This is a genomic window from Streptomyces sp. NPDC055962 (genome assembly GCF_042270185.1).
Lineage (GTDB): Bacteria > Actinomycetota > Actinomycetes > Streptomycetales > Streptomycetaceae > Streptomyces.
This window is the reverse complement of the sequence record NZ_JBHJYN010000003.1, coordinates 659,467-682,596: the sequence shown is the minus strand read 5'-3', so window position 1 is coordinate 682,596 and position 23,130 is coordinate 659,467. Positions and strand designations below refer to the sequence as shown.

The 23,130-nt window shown below is 71.5% G+C and carries 19 protein-coding genes; 6 read left to right on the top strand and 13 right to left on the bottom strand.

Translation table 11 applies throughout. The annotated features are described in order from the left end of the window. Positions 1-265 precede the first annotated feature (265 nt). Complete coding sequence (locus ACFC51_RS13545) at positions 266-343, top strand: 50S ribosomal protein bL37 (RefSeq protein WP_371604899.1); 78 nt, start codon at positions 266-268, stop codon at positions 341-343. 87 nt (positions 344-430) lie between these two features. On the opposite strand, the gene ACFC51_RS13540 is transcribed toward ACFC51_RS13545, so the two are convergent. The 3 genes from ACFC51_RS13540 to ACFC51_RS13530 form a co-directional block, all read right to left on the bottom strand. Next, a complete protein-coding gene (locus ACFC51_RS13540) occupies positions 431-2,425 on the bottom strand; it encodes an ATP-binding cassette domain-containing protein (protein ID WP_376528619.1) in 1,995 nt (664 codons plus the stop codon). A gap of 318 nt (positions 2,426-2,743) precedes the next feature. Then, positions 2,744-3,289 carry an AAA family ATPase gene (locus ACFC51_RS13535; protein WP_376370446.1) on the bottom strand — a complete coding sequence of 182 codons (546 nt, stop codon included), beginning with the start codon at positions 3,287-3,289 and terminating at the stop codon, positions 2,744-2,746. Between the two features lie 76 nt (positions 3,290-3,365). Beyond that, complete coding sequence (locus tag ACFC51_RS13530) at positions 3,366-4,076, bottom strand: DUF2470 domain-containing protein (protein ID WP_376528617.1); 711 nt, start codon at positions 4,074-4,076, stop codon at positions 3,366-3,368. A 250-nt stretch (positions 4,077-4,326) separates the two neighbouring features. On the opposite strand from ACFC51_RS13530, the gene ACFC51_RS13525 reads away from it, so the two are divergent. The 3 genes from ACFC51_RS13525 to ACFC51_RS13515 all read left to right on the top strand — a co-directional run bounded on the left by ACFC51_RS13525 (position 4,327) and on the right by ACFC51_RS13515 (position 10,121). Then, positions 4,327-4,680, top strand: coding sequence for a VOC family protein (locus ACFC51_RS13525; protein WP_376370443.1), 354 nt, complete (start codon positions 4,327-4,329; stop codon positions 4,678-4,680). A gap of 821 nt (positions 4,681-5,501) precedes the next feature. After that, positions 5,502-8,891 (top strand): CARDB domain-containing protein, encoded by a 3,390-nt coding sequence (locus ACFC51_RS13520; protein ID WP_376528615.1) that lies wholly within the window; start codon positions 5,502-5,504, stop codon positions 8,889-8,891. 87 nt (positions 8,892-8,978) lie between these two features. Beyond that, positions 8,979-10,121, top strand: coding sequence for a winged helix DNA-binding domain-containing protein (locus ACFC51_RS13515; RefSeq protein ID WP_376370438.1), 1,143 nt, complete (start codon positions 8,979-8,981; stop codon positions 10,119-10,121). 76 nt (positions 10,122-10,197) lie between these two features. Here ACFC51_RS13515 and ACFC51_RS13510 read toward each other — a convergent pair whose 3' ends face one another. Beyond that, entirely contained in the window at positions 10,198-10,719 is a 522-nt protein-coding gene (locus tag ACFC51_RS13510) for an ATP-binding protein (protein ID WP_376528613.1), read from the bottom strand. Between the two features lie 608 nt (positions 10,720-11,327). On the opposite strand from ACFC51_RS13510, the gene ACFC51_RS13505 reads away from it, so the two are divergent. After that, a complete protein-coding gene (locus tag ACFC51_RS13505; protein ID WP_376370434.1) occupies positions 11,328-11,459 on the top strand; it encodes a hypothetical protein in 132 nt (43 codons plus the stop codon). A 22-nt stretch (positions 11,460-11,481) separates the two neighbouring features. Here the strand turns inward: ACFC51_RS13505 and ACFC51_RS13500 are convergent, their stop codons facing one another. The 8 genes from ACFC51_RS13500 to ACFC51_RS13465 form a co-directional block, all read right to left on the bottom strand. Continuing rightward, on the bottom strand, positions 11,482-12,108 hold the full coding sequence (locus ACFC51_RS13500; protein WP_376528611.1) for a dihydrofolate reductase family protein: 627 nt from the start codon (positions 12,106-12,108) through the stop codon (positions 11,482-11,484). A gap of 216 nt (positions 12,109-12,324) precedes the next feature. Next, positions 12,325-13,323, bottom strand: coding sequence for an ester cyclase (locus tag ACFC51_RS13495; protein WP_376528609.1), 999 nt, complete (start codon positions 13,321-13,323; stop codon positions 12,325-12,327). A gap of 113 nt (positions 13,324-13,436) precedes the next feature. Continuing rightward, positions 13,437-14,783 (bottom strand): MFS transporter, encoded by a 1,347-nt coding sequence (locus tag ACFC51_RS13490; protein WP_376528608.1) that lies wholly within the window; start codon positions 14,781-14,783, stop codon positions 13,437-13,439. A gap of 435 nt (positions 14,784-15,218) precedes the next feature. Then, entirely contained in the window at positions 15,219-16,025 is an 807-nt protein-coding gene (locus ACFC51_RS13485) for an HpcH/HpaI aldolase/citrate lyase family protein (protein WP_376528606.1), read from the bottom strand. Further along, positions 16,022-16,795, bottom strand: coding sequence for an SDR family NAD(P)-dependent oxidoreductase (locus ACFC51_RS13480; RefSeq protein WP_376370426.1), 774 nt, complete (start codon positions 16,793-16,795; stop codon positions 16,022-16,024). The genes ACFC51_RS13485 and ACFC51_RS13480 overlap by 4 nt, the downstream gene beginning before the upstream one ends. After that, positions 16,792-18,102: a histidinol dehydrogenase gene (gene hisD, locus ACFC51_RS13475; protein ID WP_376528604.1), complete on the bottom strand. Its 1,311-nt coding sequence runs from the start codon at positions 18,100-18,102 to the stop codon at positions 16,792-16,794. The genes ACFC51_RS13480 and hisD overlap by 4 nt, the downstream gene beginning before the upstream one ends. 80 nt (positions 18,103-18,182) lie before the next feature. Continuing rightward, entirely contained in the window at positions 18,183-18,929 is a 747-nt protein-coding gene (locus ACFC51_RS13470) for an alpha/beta fold hydrolase (protein WP_376370422.1), read from the bottom strand. Then, complete coding sequence (locus ACFC51_RS13465; protein WP_376370421.1) at positions 18,926-20,065, bottom strand: hypothetical protein; 1,140 nt, start codon at positions 20,063-20,065, stop codon at positions 18,926-18,928. The genes ACFC51_RS13470 and ACFC51_RS13465 overlap by 4 nt, the downstream gene beginning before the upstream one ends. Positions 20,066-20,375: 310 nt before the next feature. On the opposite strand from ACFC51_RS13465, the gene ACFC51_RS13460 reads away from it, so the two are divergent. Then, positions 20,376-21,374, top strand: a complete 999-nt coding sequence (locus tag ACFC51_RS13460) for a LacI family DNA-binding transcriptional regulator (RefSeq protein ID WP_376370419.1) — start codon at positions 20,376-20,378, stop codon at positions 21,372-21,374. 102 nt (positions 21,375-21,476) lie between these two features. Here the strand turns inward: ACFC51_RS13460 and ACFC51_RS13455 are convergent, their stop codons facing one another. Beyond that, positions 21,477-22,928: an amino acid permease gene (locus ACFC51_RS13455; RefSeq protein ID WP_376370417.1), complete on the bottom strand. Its 1,452-nt coding sequence runs from the start codon at positions 22,926-22,928 to the stop codon at positions 21,477-21,479. Between the last annotated feature and the right edge of the window lie 202 nt (positions 22,929-23,130).

Here is a 23,130-nt window from a genome sequence, read left to right as displayed (position 1 = left end):
AGCAGCGCCGGGCCAGGGCCGTTCCGCCGCACGGATCACATCACGGCAGGTCGGCGGCTGTCCATGGAGGCCGGGCACCGTTCCGCGGCGTGCGCGGACGTCGCGGCGCGGGGGAGTGGACCGGCTGTCGCGGACCGTGACGTACACCACTCGTTCGTGTGAGCGCAGGGTGTTTGGTGCCGCACCGGTGGGTAAGGGGCTCAGTGATCGCCGGGTCCGACAATCCGGTGGATAGTGTGCAAGAGCTACCGAATGAGGAGGTTCGATGTCCTCGAAGCGACGTCGCAAGAAGAAGGCCCGCCGCAAGAACGGCGCGAACCACGGCAGCCGTCCTCAGACCTGAGGGAGCGCCGACGGTGATCCGGGGGGTGGCACATGCCACCCCCCGGACGCGTTCCCGGCGGCCTGCCGCACGGCCGGGCGGCCGGACTCAGGCGTGGCCGCGGACCGGGGGCGGGCCGGGGTGCGGCACGGAGCCGCGCGGCTCCGCCGCGTACTGGGCGGCCTGCGTGGTGAACATGGCCGCGTAGCGTCCCTGGGCCGCCATGAGTTCGTCGTGCGTCCCCTGCTCGACGAGCCGGCCCCGGACGAGGACGTGGATGGTGTCGGCGTGGCGGACGCCGGACATGCGGTGCGTGACCAGCACGACCGCCCGGTGCGGGCCGGCGAGGCGCCGGATGGCGTCGAAGGCGGCGATCTCGGCCTCGGGGTCGAGCGCCGAGGTGGGTTCGTCGACGATCAGCACGCTGTCCGCCGGACACGTCCCGGTGCGAAAGTGGGTGCGGGCCAGGCCGATCTTCTGCCATTCACCGCCCGAGAGTTCGGACGCCCCGCGGAACATGCGGGCCAGCAGGGTCCGCGGTCCATGGGGGAGCCCGGCGATGACCGGGCCCGCCCCGGCGTAGTCGATGGAGGGCCGGAGGTCGTCCGGCCCGGCGTGCCGGCCGGGGCGGCCGATGCCGATGTTGAGGGCTGCGGTCATCGGCCAGCGCTGGAAGTCCTGTGTCAGCAGGGCCACGCGGTCGAACACCTGTGACCGGTCGAGGTCCGACAGCTCCTGCGTGCCCCAGTGCACCGTGCCGCGATGAGGCAGCAGCAGCCCGGCGAGGACCTTCATCAGCGTGCTCTTGCCCGAGCCGTTCTCGCCGACGACGGCGGTCACCGAGCCCATGGGGAGGGAGATCGACACCCCGTCCAGTGCCGGGGTGTCGCGGTCCGGATAGCGGTAGGTGACTCCGTCGAGGACCACCCGGCCCACCCGTTCGGGCAGACGTCCCCCTCCGCCGGGGATGGCGCGACGGGCGGCCTCGACCAGGAACCGGTCGTGGTCCTGCACGTACAGGCCCTCCTCGTGGAGCTGGTTGACATTCATGACCAGGGCCCCCAGGCTCGCCGAGCCTGACCGTACGGCGATCACCGCGGTGCCGGCCACGGCCAGGTCCATGTGGCCTGCCAGGATCAGCCAGACCATCACGCCGTAGGTGGAGGCCAGTGCGAGGCCGGACAGCGCCGCGGCCGCCATCTCGGTCATCGCCTTGCCGTTCGCGAGCCGCTTCTGCTCGGCCTCCGCGCTCTCCGCCATGCCGCGGTACTTCTCCAGCAGGAACGCGCCGACGGAGTGGATGCGCACCTCCTGGGCCGCGCCGCGCTCGGTGAGCAGGCTCGCGATCAGCCGGCTGGCACGCAGGTGCTCGACCCATGCCATCACGGACGTGTACCGCTCCTGGGCGACGCGCATCGCCCCCCAGCCGCGCGGGGCCGCGATCAGCAACAGCATCGGGAGCAGGGCCGGGTGGAGGACGGTCAGGATGCCCGCGGTCGCGACCAGGGAGATCGTGCCGTTCAGCGCGGCCACGCACGCGCTGATCATGCGCCGGGCGGAGGCCGCACCGAACTGCGCGACGTCGATCAGCCGGCGGAACTCCGGGTCCTCGATCGCCTCCAGTTCGACCACGGTCGCCGCCTCCAGGTACTCGGTCGTCGCGATCCGCTCGACGAGCGGTTCCAGGCGGCCGGCCCGTGACGTGGAGAGCCCTGCGAGGCCGGCGTCGACGACCGCGACGGCGGCCACGACGACCAGCGCGGGCAGGGCGGACCGCAGCCGCTCGACGGGGTCTCCGCCACCGAGCAGCGCGTGCATCACGGAGTTGACCGCCAGGAGGGCCACCGCGGCCGCGACGCCCTGGCCGACCTCGCTGATGCCGACCGTCAGCAGGGCCGGGCGGTCGGCGGCCCACGCCCGGCGCAGCGTCGAGCCGATCAGCCGGGGCATGGCCCGGAGCGCCGAGCCCATCGTCCGTTCGAGCAGGGCGCGTTCGTGCTCGGCGAACACGCCGTCGTAGCGCAACGGGCCGCCGAACAGCTCCTCTTCGGCGGCTGAGACCTTCGGCTCGACCGGGCGGGCGCGTCGGAAGAATCGCCTCACGTACGGCCTCCCCGGGCGTGGCCGTCCCTGCTCGGCTCCCTCACGCGCGCCTCCCCCGTCTCCGGTCGGCCGGTGGCCCTCGGCCCGCGCCGGGGCGGACGCTCAGCGGAAGCGTCGGCCGACCACAGAGAAGTGCCCAGAAGACAGGCCGTCGTAGCCCATCGGCGGGCGTACGCCGGAGCGGGAACCGTTCGCCGGCAGCAGCGCCGTCCCTCTCCCGGGGTCTCGGTCCTCGTGGGCGGGCTCCTGGAGGGCTCGGCCTCCTGGGTGGGCGAGCTCCCGGTGGTTCCAGTCCTCCTGGGCGGGATCCCGTTGGTCTCAGTCCTCCTGGGCGGGCAGCTCCGCGAGACCGCTCTCGCGCATGACGCGCTCGACCGTCCGGCCGAGGGGGCTCCGGTGGCCGATCACGGTCTCGATGCCGCCCGGCAGGAGATCGCGCTCCCGGTACCAGTCACGCAGTTGGTGCTCGGTCACCTGCGCCAGGTACACGGGATCGGCCTTGCCGGCGTGGCGGACGAACGTCTCGTCGATGGGGACGTCCAGGTAGTAGCAGCGGGAGACGCCGCGGTGGTCGGCGACCAGGTCCGTGAGCATCTCGCCGTAGCGGTCGGCGTACAGGATGCCCTCGACGACGACGTGGTAACCCGCTTCGAGCGCGTAGCGTGCCACCGTGTCGATCAGACCGATGTTCGCGGCGCCGGGCCGGTCCCGCTCACGCAGCACGGTCCGCCGGAGGTTGTCCTGCCCGACCACGGCCAGTCCGCGGCCGAAGCGGTCCCGGATCCCGGCCGCCACCGACGACTTGCCCGACGCCGAGTTCCCCCGTACGACGATCAGCCGGGTCTCTTCGCTCCCCGTCCTCATCCGCCGCACGCTACCGCCTGCCCGGGGGCCGCGGGCCCGTTCGTGCAGGGAGGCCCCGGTGCCTCCGGGGCCGTGGTCAGGTGAGCAGCTGGTTGCGGTGGGAGGCGCGACGTGCGGCCGTGAGCAGGGCGTGGATCTGCGGACCCGCCTGGTCGAGGCGTGCCACGGGCTTCGCGAAGGGCAGCCGTACATCGCGGTGGGTGCCGGGGTACTCCATGCGCAGGGTCACCCCGTAGCGGTCCATGGCGAGGGGGAGGACGCGCTTCACGCCCTTGTCCGGCTGCGGTTGCACGAGGCGGAGGAGCAGGGGCACGAGCTCCCCGTGTTCGTCCACGAGGTGGGTCAGCATCCCCGCCTCGCTGGTGGCGATCGGATCGGGCTCGGTCTCCTGCAGCGTGTCCAGAGTGACGAACGCCCGGCCCCCGTGGTCCTCGAAGACCGCCTGGCCGAACTCCATGCAGGTGCTCTCCGCGGCCTCCGTGCTGTAGGGGGCCGACAGCAGGCCGGTCACCGTGACACGGGCGCGCGTGCGGTCGCGCACCGGCGTGGGCGCGATGTCGGTGAACTCCAGCCGGACGGGGACGCGCGGCCCGGCCGGGTCGAGGCCCGCCTCGGACGGCTCGTGCAGGTGGATGTGGCCCATGGCGGCCGTGCCGTCGAGCCGGTGCACCTCGACGGGGTCGAGTCCGTCGCTCACCACCGTCATGGAATGGGCCGCGGTCAGGATCGACAGCACGCGTTCGGCGGGGGTGGGCTGTGTGACGCGGGAGGAGGTGAAAGGACGCATCCAAGTTCTCCAGAGAGCAGGCGGGGAGACCTCATTGCAGTTACTTAGGTATGCCTAACCTAACCCATGAATGCCGGTTCGGGTAGCGCGCCGCCCTGACCGAGGAATGTTCGAGACGTACCCGGTGGAGGGGGGCCGTACGATCTGTTGGTCGGACGGCATTTCGGCGCGGGGGTGGTCCAGGGTCCGGCCGGCCGTGCGCCGGGGGAGCCGGCCGGCGCCGTACGGCAACGACGAGGGGAGCCGGGCCGTGGCGAATCGCTGGGTGGGGGTGACCGTCGACTGCGTCGACGTGGAGCGGGTGTCGGCCTTCTGGAGCGTGCTGCTCGACCGTCCGCCGGGGCCGTCCCGGCCTGGCTGGGTCTACCTCGGCCGTCACGACGACCCGCAGCCGCGCCTCGTGTTCCAGCCCGTTGCCGAGCCGAACCCGGGCAAGGTCCGTCTCCATCTGGACGTCCTGGTCGACGACATCGACCAGGGCATGGCACAGGTCCTCGCCCTGGGAGGCCGGTCCACCGGAGAGCGGCACGACTACGACGAGGGTGTCGTCGTCGTGATGGCCGATCCCGAAGGACACGAGTTCTGCCTGTCGCAGTTCTACTGACCGTTCGCATGAGCCGGCGCCGCTCCGCGATCGCGCACCCCCGCGCGGGCAGCGCCCACGCGGGGGTGCGCCCCGCGGCGGCATGGCGGGGGAGGTGCGGAACGGTGGCAGGACGCGGAGCTGTCCTCCTGCCCGGCCTCCCGCAGCAGTGACCCGGGAGCTGGCCGGATGCGCGCGATTCCGGACCGGGCCGCCCGCCGGGGTGAACTCGACCCCGGTGTCCCGCTTCAGGGCCGGCCCGGTCGCCCTCCCGGTGGTGCTGGTGCTCCATGAGCTCCTCATGGTCCGCCGCACCCTCTCCGAGGCCGGCCTGGAGGAGATCGTGGATGTCCTGTTCCTTCCCCTCGTCGTGCCCGGGAAGACGCACCACACCTGGCCGCGCGTCGTACGGGCGGCCGGCCGTCCCTGCGACGTCCGTGTAACTGCTGTCCGTTACAGCTGTGTTGAGCCGACATGAGCTGCGGCTGCCGCGGTGCCGCCCTCAGGTGATCCCGTCGGGGCCGCTGAGCTGCGCGGACGGCGGGCGTGCACCTGGTGCCCGTGTGAGGACCGTTGACAAATGGGTGACCTGCTAGAAACCTGTCACCCCAGCACCGCAAAATATTGACCGGATCACTCAAAAACCTAGGCAATTAGCGCGAGTTCCCGGCGGGTGGCCTGCTCCCTCACCTGCCGGAGTCCGGGATCGTCCCCCCATCGGTGTACCGGCAGCCGGCACCCGGCCGCCGCCGACCGCCCGACCGCCGTGCAGGCGTCGCGCGGGACGGCGGCGCTTCGGCGTGCTCCTTCCGGTCCCGCAGCCTCACGGAACAGAGGACAGCATGAGATGGAAGCAACTCGGCTGGCGGTTCGTCGTCGGCGCGGTGACAGCCGCACTGATGACCGTCGGGCTCCTGCCGGTCACCGCCACGGCGGCAGTCCAGCGGACCGACCTGGCCCTCGGTAAGCAGGCCACGACCAGCGGGTCCCACGGTGCCTACCCGGCGTCGAACGTCACCGACGGGAGTCAGGCCACGTACTGGGAGAGTCCCGGGACCTTCCCGCAGTGGGTCAGGATCGACCTCGGCAACCGGTTCGACGTCGACCAGGTGGTGCTGAAGCTGCCCGCCGCATGGGAGGCGCGGACCCAGACGCTCGACGTCCAGGGCAGCACCGACGGGAGCACCTTCAGCACGCTGTCGGCCTCCGCCGCACGGGCGTTCAGCCCCTCGGCGGGCAACACCGTGACGATCGGCTTCACCGCGAAGCAGGTGCGGTACATCCGTGTCCAGGTGACCGCCAACACCGGCTGGAACGCCGCGCAGCTCTCCCAGGTGGAGGTCTACGGCGAGGAAGGGACAGGCCCGCCGCCCGCGACCGGCTCCAACCTGGCGCTGAACAAGCCGATCGAGGCGTCCTCGGTCGCGCAGACCTATGTGGCGGCCAACGCCAATGACGACAAGCTGGGCACGTACTGGGAGTCGAACGGTCACCCGTCGACCCTCACGGTGAAGCTCGGCGCGGACGCCGACACCCAGGCCGTCGTCGTCAAGCTCAACCCGGACCAGGCGTGGGCGACCCGCACCCAGAGCCTCCAGGTGCTCGGACGGGCGCAGTCCTCCACCGGTTTCACCTCGCTGAAGGACCGGGCGGACTACGTGTTCAGCCCCTCGGGCAACCAGAACACGGTGACCATCCCGGTCAGCGGACGGTACGCGGACGTACAGCTCAAGTTCTTCGCCAACACGGGTGCTCCCGGTGCCCAGGTCGCCGAGGTCCAGGTGGTCGGGACCGCCGCTCCCAACCCCGACCTGACCGTCTCGGAGCTGACGTGGTCGCCGGCCTCGCCGTCCGAGAAGGACGACGTCACCGTGAACGCCACCGTGCGCAACACGGGCACGGCGGCGTCCGCCGCGACGACCGTCGACGTCAGCGTGGAAGGCGTCGTCGCCGGCAGCGGGGCCGTGGGCGGACTCGCCGCCGGGGCCTCGGCCACCGTGGCCGTCGGCGTCGGCAAGCGGCCGATGGGCTCGTACAGCGTCTCGGCGGTGGTCGACCCGACCGACACGGTCGCCGAGCAGGACAACAGCAACAACAGCCGCACCGCCTCGTCGAAGCTCGTGGTGAGCCAGAGCCCCGGTCCCGACCTGGAGGTGCTCGGGATCACCTCCAGCCCGTCGAACCCCGCCGTGGGGGCACCCGTCACCTTCACCGTCTCCGTCCGTAACCGCGGTACGACAGCGGTGAGTTCCTCGACCGTCACCCGTCTGCAGGTGGAGAGCACCACCCTGAACGGCACGACCGGTGCGATCGCCGCCGGAGCCACCGTCGCCGTGCCGGTGAGCGGGAGCTGGACCGCGAAGAGCGGCGGGGCCAACCTGACCGCCACCGCGGACGCGACCGGTGTCGTCGCGGAGACGAACGAGAGCAACAACGTCTTCTCCCGCGCCATCGTGGTCGGCCGCGGTGCCGCAGTCCCCTACACCGAATACGAGGCCGAACAGGGCGCGTACAAGGGGACGTTGCTCAAGTCCGACAAGGAGCGCACCTTCGGGCACACCAACTTCGCCACGGAGTCGTCGGGGCGCGAGTCCGTGCGGCTGAACACCACGGGCGAGTACGTCGAGGTCACCTCCACCGTGCCGTCGAACTCGATCGTGGTGCGCAACTCCGTCCCCGATGCACCGGGCGGAGGAGGAGCGGAGGCCACGATCAGCCTCTACGCCGACAACACCTTCGTACGGAAGCTGGCGCTCTCCTCCAAGCACAGCTGGCTCTACGGTGACACGGACAGCCCCGAGGGCCTGACCAACCAGCCCGGACCGGACGCCCGCAGGCTGTTCGACGAGTCCAACGCCCTGCTCGGCCGGACCTACCCCGCCGGGACGAAGTTCCGTCTCCAGCGCGACGCCGGTGACTCGGCCTCCTTCTACATCATCGACCTGGTGGACCTGGAACAGGTGGCACCGGCCCTCGCCCAGCCGGCCGGATGCACGTCGATCACCACCTACGGAGCCGTCCCGAACGACGGGATCGACGACACCGACGCCATCCAGCGTGCGGTGACGGCCGATCAGAACGGCGACATCGGCTGCGTGTGGATCCCGGCGGGCCAGTGGCGGCAGGAGCAGAAGATCCTCACCGACGATCCGCTGAACCGCGGCCAGTTCAACCAGGTCGGCATCAGGGACGTCACGATCCGTGGCGCGGGCATGTGGCACTCCCAGCTGTACACCCTCACCCAGCCCCAGAACGCCGGCGGCATCAACCACCCGCACGAGGGGAACTTCGGCTTCGACATCGACGACAACACCAAGATCTCGGACCTGGCGATCTTCGGCTCGGGCACCATCCGGGGCGGCGACGGCAACGCCGAGGGCGGGGTGGGCCTGAACGGGCGCTTCGGTGACGACACCAAGATCACCAACGTGTGGCTGGAGCACGCGAACGTGGGCGTCTGGGTCGGTCGCGACTACGACAACATCCCGGATCTCTGGGGCCCCGGCGACGGCGTCGAGTTCACGGGCATGCGGATCCGGAACACCTATGCCGACGGCATCAACTTCGCCAACGGGACGCGCAATTCGACGGTGTTCAACTCCTCGTTCAGGAACACGGGTGACGACTCGCTGGCCGTGTGGTCGAGCAAGTACGTGAAGAACCCGTCGGTGGACGTCGGTCACGACAACCACTTCCGCAACAACACCATCCAGCTGCCCTGGAGGGCCAACGGCATCGCGGTCTACGGAGGTTACGGCAACACCATCGAGAACAACATCATCTCCGACACGATGAACTACCCCGGCATCATGCTGGCGACGGACCACGACCCGCTGCCCTTCTCCGGGCAGACGCTGATCGCGAACAACGCCCTGCACCGCACGGGAGGGGCGTTCTGGGGCGAGGCCCAGGAGTTCGGCGCGATCACGCTGTTCGCGGCGGGCCAGGACATTCCCGGGGTCACGATCCGGGACACCGACATCCACGACTCCACCTATGACGGGATCCAGTTCAAGTCGGGCGGCGGGTCCGTGCCGGGAGCGCAGATCTCGCACGTCCGCATCGACAACTCCGTCAACGGCTCGGGAATCCTGGCCCATGGCGGGGCACGGGGCAGCGCGACCCTGACCGATGTGACCATCACCGGTTCGGCCGAGGGCGATGTCGTCGTCGAACCCGGATCACAGTTCGTCATCAACGGCAGCGCGGGGAGGGCGACGGCCCGGAAGTAGCCCGGGTTCCGGGGGCCGGCTCGACCGGCCCCCGGAGTTCCCCCGCCCGGCCCGCCCCGCCGGCGGTCACGAAGCCATAATCCCTCCATGAGCCTCAGTGCACGCCAGCTCCTCCTGGCCACCCTGGACCGCCAGCTCCTGCTGGAGCGGCAGCGGATGGACGTGCCCGAGGCGGTCCGCCAGGTCTGCGCCCTCCAGGCGCAGTCACCCGCCTCCCCGTACGTGGCCCTGTGGAACCGGGTGGAGGACTTCGACCCCGCGGACCTCGACGCGGCCTTCGCGGACCGCAGGATCGTGAAGGCGACCCTCATGCGGATCACACTGCACGCCGTCCACGCGGAGGACCATGCACCCTTCCACGCCGCGATGACGGGATGTCTGCGGTCGAGCCGGCTGTACGACCGCCGTTTCACCTCGACCGGTCTGCCGCCGGAGGAGGTGGACGCGCTGCTTCCCGATCTCGTTGAGCTCCTGGCACACCCTCGCACCGGCCCGCAGGTGGAGGAGGAACTGGCCAGCCGGTTCGGCGAGCACGCGCGCCGCGTGTGGTGGGCGTGCCGTACGTACGCGCCGTTGCACCATGTCCCCGCGGCCGGCGGCCCCTGGGCGTTCGCGCTGCCGAACGTCTACCGCTCCTCCCCGGCCCCCTCGGCGCCGACGCCGCAGGAGCGGGCGGCAGGGGTGCGGCGGCTGCTGCTCGCCCACCTCCGGGCGTTCGGACCGGCGTCGGCCCAGGACTTCGCGCGGTTCACGCTCCTGCCGCGCTCCGAGGTCTCGCAGGCCGTGCGGGAACTCGACGACCGGCTGGTGCGGTTGGCGGGCCCCGGTCGCGCCGTCCTGTTCGACCTGGCAGGCGCGGTCGTGCCGGCCGAGGACACCCCGGTGCCGCCCAGACTGCTGCCGATGTGGGACAGCACCATGCTGGCCCACGCCGGCCCCGGCCGGACCGTTCCCGAGGAGTACCGTCCGCTCGTCGTCCGGAGGAACGGCGATGTGCTGCCCTGCATGCTCGTCGACGGGCGGGTCGCCGGTGTGTGGCGCGCCACGGACGACGGACTCGAACTGTCCTCCTTCCACGAGCTGGACAGGGCCGCGCGGGAAGGACTGGCCGAGGAGGCGGAGAAGCTGGCGCTCCTGCTGGCCGGCCGGGATCCGGCGGTGTACCGGCGGTACGGGCACTGGTGGGACAAGGGGTTCCCTGTGGTCGACACCATGGTCGTCAAGGTCTGAGGAGTGGCGGGTTCCGGACCGGAGGGGACGGGATCTGTGCCCAGGGGCAGTGCGCCGAACGAAAGCGGGACGAGCCTCAGTTCTTGACGGATTCGACGATCCGCAGGGCGGCCTCGGCGGGTGTGAGGTGCGTGGTGTCCACGACCTCGGCCTCGCTGTGCAGCCAGGTGCGGGCCGCCTCGGCGTACGGCTCGAGGTGGGAGAGGCGGAACGAGGACGGGCCGAGAACCGTGTCGCCCTCGATACGGTCACGGAGCGTGTGCTGGTCGGCATGGAGGACGAAGTGCCGTACGGGAATGCCGTGCCGGGCGAGGCCGGAGCTGATCTCGCGCCAGTACTGCTCGACCAGGACGGTCATGGGCATCACCAGGATGCCGCCCGTGTAGTCGAGTACCTGGCGGGCGGTCTCGACCACGAGCGGCCGCCACGGCGGCCAGTGCTGGAAGTTGTCCGTATCAGGCAGCCCCGGCGTGATGTCCATGAGCGTCTCGCCGACTTTCTCGGCGTCGAACACCCGCGAGTCCGGCATGAGTTGCTGTACCAGTGGACTGGTCGTCGTCTTGCCCGCGCCGTGGGTTCCGTTGAGCCATACGATCATGGCCCCACGCTAGCGCTGTCCGGACCTCCGGGGGCGGGTACGGGGAAGCGGGGTCGGGGCGGAGTCGGCAGGGACGGCCGGGGATCGTGCCCGTCCGGCAGGCACCCGGCCGCACGCGAGGACATGCGCGATGCGGGTGCGAGCGGAATCCGATGGCCCCTGCCGGGTCGCCCGCTGCGCTCTCGCCCCACCCCGCCCGTTCCGGCTCCGTCTTCACTGTGGGAGGCGGCTCGTAGGCTGCTCGGCACACCGGACAACCGGAGGTTCCGTGTCCAGCCATCCCGGCGTCCGCGCACTGTCAGGCCTGCTCGTGCCGTGCAGCCGAAGCAGCGAAGGGGCGCCCCATGACGTGGCCGGAGTGGCGGAGGCCGAGCGGCGGCTGGGGGTACGGCTGCCCTCGGACTATTCCCGGCCTCGCGCGACGGGGTCGTCCCACCGGCCCGCACCGCGTCGGTCGTCACGGGAATACCGGTCCGGGCCGGTGAACTCGCCTGCCGTACTTGCATTCGAGTGCGAGGCGCGGGATAAAGGTGAGGAAGAGGGGCACAGGCGACTTCTCACGATGGCCGCCGCGAACGACCCGCCCGTACGACACGAGGTGAAGATCCATGGGCAAGATGACCTCCGCGATCAAGCAGGTGCGCGGGCGGATCATGGAAGCCGACGGCAAGGCCCTGCAGAACCCGCGGCTGCGGGACGAAGGGCGCCGCCTGCAGGAGAAGGGGCGCGAGGGCCGGTAGCACCGGACGCCCCGGCACCCCCTCAGGACGCCGGGTCCTGGGCTCCGGCGCCGTACACCCCGTGCTCGGGCAGTCCCGCCGTCTCGAAGGTGTGCACCGACAGCCCGCGCGGTGTCGTGCGATGGCTGACGAGCCGCAGCCCGGCCGGGGTGCCGTCGTCCGGGAAGAGCCGCCTTCCGCGGCCGGCCACGACCGGGGCGATCGCGAGCCGCAGTTCGTCGACCAGGCCCGCCGCCAGCAGGGACCGGGCGAGCCGGGAGCTGCCGTGCACCTGGAGGTCCCGTCCGGGGCGGCGCTTGACCTCGGCGACCTGCGACGGCACGTCCCCGTCGAGGATGGTCGTCGGGTTCCACGCGGCCGCGGTCAGACTGTGGGACGCGACGTACTTGGGCAGGCCGTTCATCAGGGGTGCGAAGGGGTGGTCGGTCATCGTCGGCCAGTCGCGGGCGAAGCTCTCGTAGGTACGGCGTCCGAAGAGCAACGCGTCCGCCGTGCCGAGCCAGGCGGCCGCCACAGCGAGGAACTCCTCGTCCAGGTACGGCACGAACCAGCCGCCCTGATCGAACCCGTCCGTGGGGTCCTCGTCAGGGGAGCCCGGCCCCTGCGAGACACCGTCGAGGGTCAGGAACTGCTGAACGACAAGCCTCATCACGCATCGCTCTCTTCCGCTCCGTCGTGGGCCGACACGATGTGGCCCCAGGGTCAGACTCTGCCACCCCTCATGGGCCGGTACGGGCCGACACCCGACGGCCCGCCCGGACTCGTGCGGATGCCGTGGGGGGAACGCGGCGGCGGGGAGCCGGCCGGTCCGGGGTGAGGAAGAGGGGCCCTGCTTGCCGGTCCCCTCTCCCTCACCCGGGGTGGCTCAGTAGATGTTGGCCTCCACGGCCGGGCCGTCCCCCCGGGTGCTGTTGATCTGGGCCCGCAGCGAGATCTCGTCGTAGACGCGGAACTCCCGCACGATGCGGCCCTCCTGGACCAGGAACTGGGAGACACCGAGCACGGTCACGGGCTGATCGGTCAGCGGCCCGAAGACCGGCGTGCCCCGGTAGGTCCCGTGCATGGTCCACGTGACGGCGACCCGCAGTCCGGCGTACCGCGGCGCGTAGTTGGTCTGTACGTCCCGCACCGCGAACCGGGCGTCCGGGAAGGCGCCCACCATGGAGAGCAGGTCGCTCTGGTAGCGCTCGGGGCGGATGACGGTCCGGTCGCCGACGGTGTGCAGGAAGAGGTCCCGCACCATGAAGTCGTCGACCTTGTGCAGCCGGCGCCGGGTCCAGACCTCGTCGATGAACTCCAGCACCATCTCGCACTCGGGCCGGTACGCGTCCGGGCGGGGGCCGCTGACGCCCACGGACAGGACGTCCTCGGGCGGCTCCTCGGTCATCGACCCGCTGTATCCCTGGAAGCGCAGGGCGCGGGCCGCCTCGTCCGGGTCGACGCCCCGCTGCAGGCAGTCCGCCAGCTCGTCGCGGACCACCCACTCCTCGACCATGCGGCCGCGCCGGTAGAGGCAGTTGGCGACGGTCCGCTTGCGGATGCGGATGTTGCGCCCGTCGACCAGGTGCTCGTCCGCGGAGAAGACCAGGTGGGAACTGAGGAAGGCGTCGTCCCCGCGCGCTTCCCACACCACGTCCTCGGCCTGGCCGATGTGTCCGGGCGTACTGCCCATGCGCATCGTGCTTCCCTCGATCACACCGTCGCGGCCCACGACGGTGCCGAGGCTGGTGTGGACGATCGAGTCGGGCTCGTAGTTGTCGACGATGTAGGAGATGTCCCGGCCGACCCAGATGCGGTCGGTCACCTCACGGATGAAGTCGTCCGGGTCTTTGTAGGGGAGATAGGCGGCGGGGTCCAGGGGCATGAGAGGTACCTTTCGCGATCTGCACGGATTTCTGAATGCGTATGTATGGAGGGTGGACGTGCTGGGTGTGGAGACGGTGCGCCGAGGGGGAACGGCGCGGTGGTGCGCACGGCTCACCGGGCGAACTTGTCCGCCCCGAGGTGACTCCGGTACGTCTCCGTCATGAAGGCGCTCACGACGACGAGGGCCATGACCGCGGCCACCGCCAGATAGGCCCACACGGCGTAGATCGTGTCGAAGGTGGTGACGAGCAGGGCGGCGACGAACGGGGTGATCCCCATGAAGATGGAGAACGAGCTGTTGTACGCGATGGCGCTCGCGCTGAAGCGGGTGCGAGTCGCGAAGAGTTCCGCCGCGCAGACCGTGACGATGCCGGTCAGGAAGAACTCGGGGACGATGTAGATCAACTGGCTCGCGACGGCCGCCCCGAAGGTTCCCTGCTCGCCGACCCGGAAGGCGAGCGGCACCAGGACGATGCACGCGACGGCTCCGGCGATGATCATCGGTTTGCGGCCGATCCGGTCCGAGAGGATTCCGGCCAGGGGCAGCATCGGGATGAGCGCGGCTATCGAGATCGCGTTGGAGGTCAGCGCCATCCAGCGGGGCAGGCCGAGCGTCCCCGTCAGGTATTCGGGATAGAAGGTGACCCAGCTGTAGGAAAGGATCGCGGCCATGACCGAGATGCCGCAGAACGCGAGCATCGGACGCCACTGCGTGCGCAGGGCCTCGCGGATCGGGGCCTTGACGACCACGGCGCCGTCCTCGGTGGCCCGGACGAACTCGGGCGACTCCTCGATGCGCCGGCGCAGCCAGATCCCGACCGCGCTCAGGGGGAGCGCGAGGAGGAACGGGATGCGCCAGCCCCAGGAGTCGAGCGAAGGTCCCTGGAACAGCCAGCTGGCGAGGGCCGCCGTGCCGGCGCCGGCGAGGATGCCCACGAAACAGCTGTTGGAGGCGTACGAGGCGTAGTAGGCGCGGCGGTCCGGCTCCGCCCATTCGACGATGAAGGCCACCGCGCCGACGTACTCCCCGCCCGACACCATCCCCTGGACGACGCGCAGGAGGAGGAGGAGCAGGGGTGCGAGGATCCCGATCTGGTGATACGTCGGCAGGGCGCCGATCAGGGCGGTGGCCACCCCCATGAGCACGATGGTCCAGAGCAGCGTCTTCTTGCGGCCCACCCGGTCTCCCCAGCGGCCGACGAGCGTTCCCCCCAGGGGGCGGAAGAGGCAGGCGACGGCGATGATCGCGTAGGTGCTCAGCACCGCAACCGCCTGGTTGCTCTCCGGGAAGAAGGCGGGGGCCAGGACCGGCGCCATGTAGCCGTAGAGGCCGTAGTCGAACTGCTCGACGAAATTCCCGACGCTTCCCGCCCCGATGGCTCGGCGGATCTCCTTCCGCTTCTCCGGGTCGACCTCGTGCGTGGCGACTGCGGTGGTGGGCGGCGCTACAGCGGACATGGGTTCTCCGTTCGCGCAGTGAGAGTTATGCATACGTATGAACTTTCGCCGAACACTAGGGAGCGCGGGGAGGGCCGTCAAGGGGTCCGCGCGACGGATTCGGCGAGCACCGGGAGTACGTGACGGGCACCTGCACGGCGAGGCCGGAGACCTGCGCGCAAGCGGGCCACCAGCGTGCCGTGCGGGTGCGGGGACCCGCGGGAGCCCGCGCGGTGTCCCCGGCTGCGGGGTGGCACCGGCGGGCCCCGGAGGACCGCCCCGGGGGAGTCCCGAAGAGCTGGCGGAAGGACGCCGACGACCGGCCCACGGAAGGCCCGCCGGAAGTCTCTGAGGGTGCCCGGTGAGGAGCCCGCCGCCTCCTCACCGGCCCCGGACGGGCCCGGGCCGGGAGACGAGGAGTGGTGCGGAAGGGCGAGCGGCGGACGGCACGCGGCGTCACGACGGCCGGCCGCCCTCCTCACGGGAGGCGGGAGCCGCCAGGGACCGGAAGGTGTCCATCAGGACCTGGGCCATGTTGTGGAGCACCAGCTGGGCCCCGGCCCGCTCGGCGTCCCGGACGCCTTCCGGGCCCGCCACGATCGTCATGACCGCCCGCCCCGCCTCCCGGGTCGCCCGGTGAGCCGTGGCGACCAGCCCGTCGATCACGTCCGTCCCGGGGAAGGCGCAGTCCGCCGCGAGGTCGGCCGGTCCCACGAGCACCGCGTCCACCCCCTCCGAGCCGGCGATCTCCCCCGCGGCGGCGACGGCCTTCTCCGTCTCGACCATCGCCACCACCAGGGCGTCCCGCGAGGCGGTGACATGGTCGGCCGCCGAAACGGTGCCGAAGCGGCCGGCTCTGCTGTACGTCGCGAAGCCCCGTGTCCCCAGGGGCGGATAGTGGACCGCCTCCACCGCCCGGTGCGCGTCCTGCGCGCTGTCGATGTGCGGATGGACGATCCCCGCGGCCCCCAGGTCGAGGCAGCGCAGAGCGAGAGCGGGCTCGGAGGTGCCGACGCGGACCAGGACGTCGATGCCCCGGGCGGCCGCGGCGGTCATGTGGTGCTGGAGCGCCGTCATGTCCGCGGGCCCGTGCTCGCAGTCGATGACCACGTAGTCGAGGCCCGCGACGCCCGCCATCTCCACCAGGGTCTCCGACGGAAGCCGCAGCAGCGCACCGTACAGCCGTTCGCCGGCCGCGAGCCGTGCCTTGAGGGAAGTGCGCTCGGTGAGGGCGGGGCGGTGATCCGCCCGTGCCGCCGTCACCGTGCCACCATGCCCGCCGAGAGGTCGATGTCGGCGCCGCACAGCCCCGGCATCCGCAGCATCGCGCTCACCGCGGCGCCCACCTCCTGCTCGGTGACCATCCGCCCGAGGGCCGACCGCGACACGAACTCCTTCTCGGCCTCCGCGTGGCTTCTGCCGGTGCGCTCCGCCTCCAGGCGGAAGTTCCGCTCCATCCGGGGGCCCGACACGGGCCCCGGGGACAGCGAGTTCACGGTCACCCCCAGGGGCCCCACCTCGCCCGCCAGGGTCGCCGTCAGCCCGATGACCGCCATCTTCGACGCGCAGTAGGGGGTGCGACGCAGCAGCGGCCGCTTGCCCGACACCGAGGCGATGTTCACCACGTCGCCCGAGCCCCGCGCCGTCATGGCAGGAAGGAACGCCCGGCACATCAGGAACACCCCGCGCACGTTCACGTCGAAGACCTCGTCCCACTCCGGTACCGGGATCTCGGTGAGCGGTGCCACCGGTCCGGCGATCCCCGCGTTGTTGACCAGCACCGAGATCTCCTCGTGCGCCAGGCTCTCCGCGAGCTGTGCGACCTCGTCGGGGCGCGACACGTCGCAGACCCGGTGGACCGCACCGGGCCCCAGGCGGGCGGCCGTCTCCTCCAGGGTGTGTCCGTTGCGGCCGGTGATCACCACACGGGCCCCGCCGGCCAGCAGCGAGCGCGCGATCGCGGCGCCCAGGCCGCTGCCGCCTCCGCTGACGAGCGCGGTGCGTCCGGCCAGTGGGGCCGTACCGCCGCTCATGCGCCGGCCTCGTCGTTCCACGGCAGCGTGCCGTTGCCGTACTTCGCCGCCCGTACGTCACCGGAGCGGGCGTGCCCCTCGAACAGCTCGACGCGCGACGCGCGCCCGCAGACCTCGCCGAGCAGCGCCGACGAGGAGGTGTCCGTGACCTCCTGGTAGGTCACGGTCTTCAGGTACTTCCCCACCCACAGGCCGCCGGTGTAGCGCGCGGCGCCCCGCGTGGGCAGGACGTGGTTGGTGCCGATGACCTTGTCCCCGTACGAGACGCAGGTGCCCTCGCCGAGGAACAGGGCGCCGTAGTCCCGCATCCGGTCCAGCGCCTGGCGAGGGTTCTCGGTGAGGACCTCGACGTGCTCACTGGCGTAGGAGTCCGCGATCTCGAAGGCCTCCGCAAGGGAGCCGGCCACGACGATCTCGCCGTGGTCCCGCCAGGCGGGACCGGCGAAGTCCTTCGTCGGCATGCCCGGCAGCAGCCGCTCGATGTGCGCCTCGACCTCCCGGCCCAGCGCCTCGGACGTGGTGACGAGCACGGCGGGCGAGTCCGGGCCGTGCTCGGCCTGCGAGAGGAGGTCGACGGCCACGACGAACGGGTCCGCGTGTTCGTCTGCGATCACGAGGATCTCCGTCGGGCCCGCGAACAGGTCGATGCCGACCTCCCCGAACAACTGCCGCTTGGCCTCGGCGACGTACGCGTTGCCCGGGCCGGCGATGAGCGGCACACGGCCGATCGTCTCGGTGCCGACGGCGAGCGCCGCGACGGCCTGCACCCCGCCCAGCAGGTAGATCTCGTCGGCGCCCGCGAGGTGCATCGCCGCGACCGTCGCCGCCGGGATCTCGCCCCGTATCGGCGGGGTGCAGGAGGCGACCCGCTCCACCCCGGCCACCTTGGCCGTCACGATGGTCATGTGCGCGGAGGCGGTCAGCGGGTAACGCCCGCCGGGTACGTAGGCCCCCGCACCGGAGACGGGGACGTGGCGGTGTCCGAGGCGGACGCCCGGCAGGGTCTCGATCTCGACGTCGTGCAGCGAGTCGCGCTGGGCCCGGGCGAACGTGCGCACCTGCTGCTGGACGAAGCGGATGTCCTCCAGGACCGTCTCCGGAACCCCGGCGACGATCCTGCCGATCTCGTCCGGGCCCAGCCGGAAGGACTCGGGACTCCAGTCGTCGAACTTCTCGGAGTACCGGCGGACCGCTTCGTCGCCGTGCTCACGGATGTCGTCGAGGATCGCGCCGACGCGCTCGGCGACATCCGCGCGGGCCGCGCGCACCTGACCGGCGGGCACGGGGGACTTGAGGAACTGGGGCATGACGGCTCTCTTCTCGGGTGTGACGGTGAAGGGGTGGGGATGGGGTGGTCCCGGCCGGTGAGGACCGGGACGGCCGGGCGTCAGGGCCGCGCCGGAGGCCGGGAGCTCCGCACCCGTGCCAGCAGGTCCCGCAGGGCGGCGGAGACCTCCCAGGGGGACTGCCAGGGCAGCAGGTGTCCGGCGCCGGGTACCTCGCGCAGCTCGGCGTCCGGGACGGCCCGGGCGATCAGCCGGTGGAAGTCCGGAGGGCACAGGGCGTCGCGTGCGCCGGAGAGGACCACGGTGGGGCAGCGGGCGGTGCGCAGCGCGTCCTCGCGATCCGAGCGGGTCGCCTGGGCGGCGAGCTGGGAGCGCGCGGCGACGGGGCCGACGGCGCGGGCCATCCGCCGGTACCGCTCGGCCTCCCCGCCCGCCGGGTCCGGCGGAGCGGGGAACATGCCCGGCAGCGTCTCCTCGACGACGTCCGCGAAACGGCCCCCGGCGATCAGCCCGTCCCACGCGCGCCAGGCGGCGTACTGACCGGGGCGCGGCGCGCCCGCGTTCGCCGACATGACGCAGAGACCGGCGATCCGCTCCGGGGCCCTGTGCAGCGCCTCGAAGGCGACGACCGCTCCGAGACTCAGCCCGACGGCTACGAAGGGGCCCGGCACCGACGACAGGAGGTCCCCGGCCAGCGCACCGATGTCCGGCTTCCCCAGCGCGAGGTGGTGGACGGCGTGCCCTTCGGGGAACTCCACCTCGGACCAGAGGCTCTCGTCGCACAGCATCCCGGGCACCACCACGAGGGGCAGCGGGTACGCCGGGCCGACGCGGGGCACGGCGGTCACCAGCGGCGCGCTGAGCGGGGCAGCAGCGCGTAGGGCGCGAGGTAACCGTTGTGGTCGATCCCCAGGCCCGCGTCGGCGGCGCTCTTGGAGACCTCCTCGTCCCACTCCAGACGGACGCGGCCGTCACCGGAGTTGACGACCAGGAGATCGCCCTCCTCCTCGCCCGCGTTGCGCAGCGTGCGCCAGGCGTCCTGGGGAACGGAGAGCATGTCGCGCGGCCCCAGCCGCACCGAGACGGGGTCCGCGCGGTTGAGCGTGACCTCCCACAGGCCGTCCTTGACGATCAGGGTCTGCGTCTCGTGCTGACGGTGCAGCGACACGCCCTGACCCGGCTCGGCACGCAGCCAGGCGGCGTTGTGGCCGTGCGGATTGAAGATCCGGGGCTCCTGGTGCGGGTCCTCGGTCATGCCGTACCCGATGACGCAGCTCAGGCGGGCTCCTCCGCCCGGCAGGGTGCTGTCCAGGAAGGGCCGGTCGGACCAGACCAGCTCGTCGGACACCGCGACACGGCGCTTCATCTCGTCGGCGGTGTAGTGGCGCAGCCGGTCGATGTGCTCCTGGGGCATCGGCTGGGTCAGCTCGGCGCCGGACGGGATCTCGTCGCCGGCGACCGTGTCGACCAGTTCGTTGTCGGCGGTGAGGTACAGGCCGTGCCCCTCGGCCTCACGCAGGACCGAGGGCCCCCAGATGATGCCACCGGTGTGGTCCATGCCGAGCACGGTGAACATCCAGCCGTCGTCAGGGCCGGTGTTGGTGAAGCCGCGGAAGATCCAGGTGGGCACGGAGGCGATGTCGCCGGCCTTGAGGAGGTGCTCCCCCTCGGTGCCGTCGGCGCCCCAGCGCAGCAGGTACTCGCCCTCGGTGCAGACGAACACCTCGGCCGTGTAGTGGAGGTGGAGGTTGTTGGTGACGCCGTGGGGCATGGCGGCGGCGCCGATGTTGTAGCCGTGCGGCAGGCGGAGGTTGACGTGCTGGCCGGCGGCCTGCGACACGCCGGGCCCGATCATGGCGTAGTTCTCCTTCCGGTCCGATCCCGGCGTACGGCAGTCGATGAAGGCCTGGTCGCACGAGACGAAATCGCTGCGGCGGATCGTGCGGCGCCCCAGCTCCGCGGTGGACACGACGGCGTCAGGCATGGCTGCTCCTTCATCTGGAATACGTATGCATTTCCATGACAGGCCCTTCGTCGGGCGATGTCAAGGGATCATGCGGGGTCGGTTCCGGGGCGTAGGGTGCGCAGGGCTCCCGGTTCGCGGGTCCGGCCGCCTGGACTGAGCGCCCGCCTGGTCGGCCGTCGGGTGCGGGGAGCGCGTGGATCCGGGTGCGGAGCCGGTCGCGGCTGCCTCGCGGCGTACGGGCGCCATTCGGAAGTGTGGCGGTAGCTGCATACGTATAGTGACTACAGGGCGCCGGCGGTGATGCGCCCGGGCGAGGAGAAGAGGGCGGATGGCGATCACGAGTCACGACGTGGCGAGGCTGGCGGGCGTCTCCCAGCCCACGGTGTCCCGCGCCCTGCGGGACGACAGCCGTGTGTCCGCGGCCACCCGTGAGAAGGTCAGGCGGGCCGCGGAAGCGCTGAACTACGTGCCCAGCGAGGCGGGGCGGACCCTCTCGACCCGGTCCACGCGCCGGATCGGCGTCATCGTGACCGATCTGACGAACCCGTTCTACCCGCACGTCATCGCACCCCTGCACGACGAGCTCCAGCGCCTGGGCTACCGCATGATGCTCCTCGTGGAGCGCTCCGACGAGGCGGTGGCCGAGGAGAAGCTGTTGGACCAGTCCCTGGACGGTGTCGTCCTTGCGACGGCCACCACCGACTCCCGTCTGCCGGCCCAGCTCGACCGCCGCGGCATGCCGTACGTCTTCCTCAACCGCGACACCGGCGGCAGCGGCGACTACGCCTCCGTCGTCGACAACGAGGGTGGCGGGCGCCTGGTCGCCGACGTCCTGGTCGGCCTGGGCCACCGGAGGATTGCTGGCATCTTCGGCGCGGCCAACACGACGACCGGGCGCGAACGCGAGCTGGGCTTCCGGCTGGCCCTGGCCGACGCGGGTATCGGGCTGCCGGCGGACCGGGTGGCGCGCGGAGCCTTCGAGTACGACACCGGCTACGGTGCGCTGCCCTTCCTGCTCGACGCGGCCGAGACCCCCACGGCGGTCTTCTGCGGCAACGACGTGGTCGCCATCGGCGTCCTGAACGCCGCCCTCAAGGCGGGGCTCCGGGTCCCCGACGACCTGACCGTGATCGGCTTCGACGACCTCCCGATGGCCGCCTGGGAGGTGTTCCGGCTGACCACGGTCCGGCACGACCTGCGGGAACTGTCGCGGCAGGCGGCGCGGCTGCTGGTCCGTCGCATCGACGGCGGCGCCGACCCCGCCGGTGAACGCCTCGTCCTGCCGACCGAGTTCGTACCCCGCGCGACGCATGCCCGTATCGCCTGACCCGTCGCCGCCCCACACGCCCACACCCGCTGACCCGTCGCCGCCGAGCACGCCCGTACCCACTGGTCCGCTGCCGCCGCACAACCCGGCGTCCCCGGCCTGTCAGTGCGGCGTCGATCCGGCCGGGAGGGACGCGGTGCGGTCGCCGTCCGCGGTTGCGGGAGCGGCCCCCTCCGCGCCGGACCGGTCGCCGTGCCGCTTCTGCCGCAGCACGCCGACGCCGACGAGGACCGCGGCCAGGGCGAGCGAGAGCCAGAGTTCGAGACGGTGACCGGGCAGCACCGCCATGAGGACCAGCACCCCGGCGATGAAGGCGATCGTGGCGAGGGTCAGATACGGGAAGGCCCACATCCGCACCTCACCCGGCCGGTCCTCCTTGCGGCGGGTGGCGTACTGGGTGATCGCGATGACCATGTACATCATCAGGGCGATCGCACCGCTCGACGCGATGAGATAGGTGAAGACGCTGGGCAGCAGGTAGTTGGCGATCACCGCCGCGACGCCGATGACGGTGGAGGCGACGACCGCGTTACGGGGCACACCGGACGCCGAGGTGACGGCGAGCGCGGCCGGGGCGTCCTTGCGGCGGGCCAGCGAGAAGGCCATGCGTGACGCGGTGTAGATGGCCGAGTTGAGACAGCTGCTCACCGCCACGACGAGGACCACGTCCATGATCCGCCCCGCGCCGGGGATGTTCATACGGTCGAGGACCGCCTGGTACGAGCCGGCGGCCAGTCCGTCGGCGTTCCACGGCACCAGGCTGACGACGACGAAGATCGAGCCGACGTAGAAGAGTCCGAGCCGCCACACGACGGCGCGTACGGCCTTCTTGATGTTCTTCCTCGGCTCAGCCGACTCGGCGGCGGCGATGGTGACGATCTCGCTGCCCTGGAAGCTGAACATCGCGGTGAGCAGGCCGGCGAGTACGGCGACCCCGCCCTTGGGCGCGAACCCTCCGTTGCTCCAGAGGTTCGCGATCCCGTGGGCGTCCGAGCCCGGGAGCACACCGAAGATCGCGAGGGCGCCGAGCACGAGGAACGCGATGATCGCGACGACCTTGAGCAGCGCGAACCAGTACTCGAACTCGCCGTAGTTGCGCACGGCGAGCAGATTGCTGCCCGCCAGCAGGGCGATCATGGCGAGAGCCGGTATCCAGCTGGGGAGCGAGGTGAGCCCCGCGATGACCTCGCCGGCGGCGATCGCCTCGATGGGGATGACCAGGATGTAGAACCACCAGTACAGCCAGCCGATGGAGAAGCCGGCCCAGCGGCCCAGGGCGCGGTCCGCGTAGGTGGAGAAGGAGCCCGTGTCGGGCTGGGCCACGGCCATCTCTCCCAGCATCTGCATGACGAGCACCACCAGGGTGGCGGCCAGCAGGAAGGAGATCAGTACGGCGGGACCGGCGGCGGCCACGGCGGTGGACGAGCCGACGAACAGGCCGGCTCCGATGACACCTCCGATGGAGATCATCGTGATCTGGCGTCCCTTGAGGCCCTGGGTGAGCGGGGGGCCCGAGCCGTCCGACGGGGGAGAGGCCGGTGAGGGATGGTGCATGGGGAGAATCCTCGCGGGAGTGGGAGCGCAGGTGCCCCTGCTGCAGGACTGTGCTCGTCCGCCTCGGGCGGGCGACGCCGGCCGGCGGCCCGGGACACCGGCTACGACTGTGCACGGTGTCCCGGGCGCCGACAACCCCCGCCCCGGCCCGGGCCGGCGTGGAGACCGGGGCGGGGGGCGGGTCGGCGCTGCTCGCGCAGCG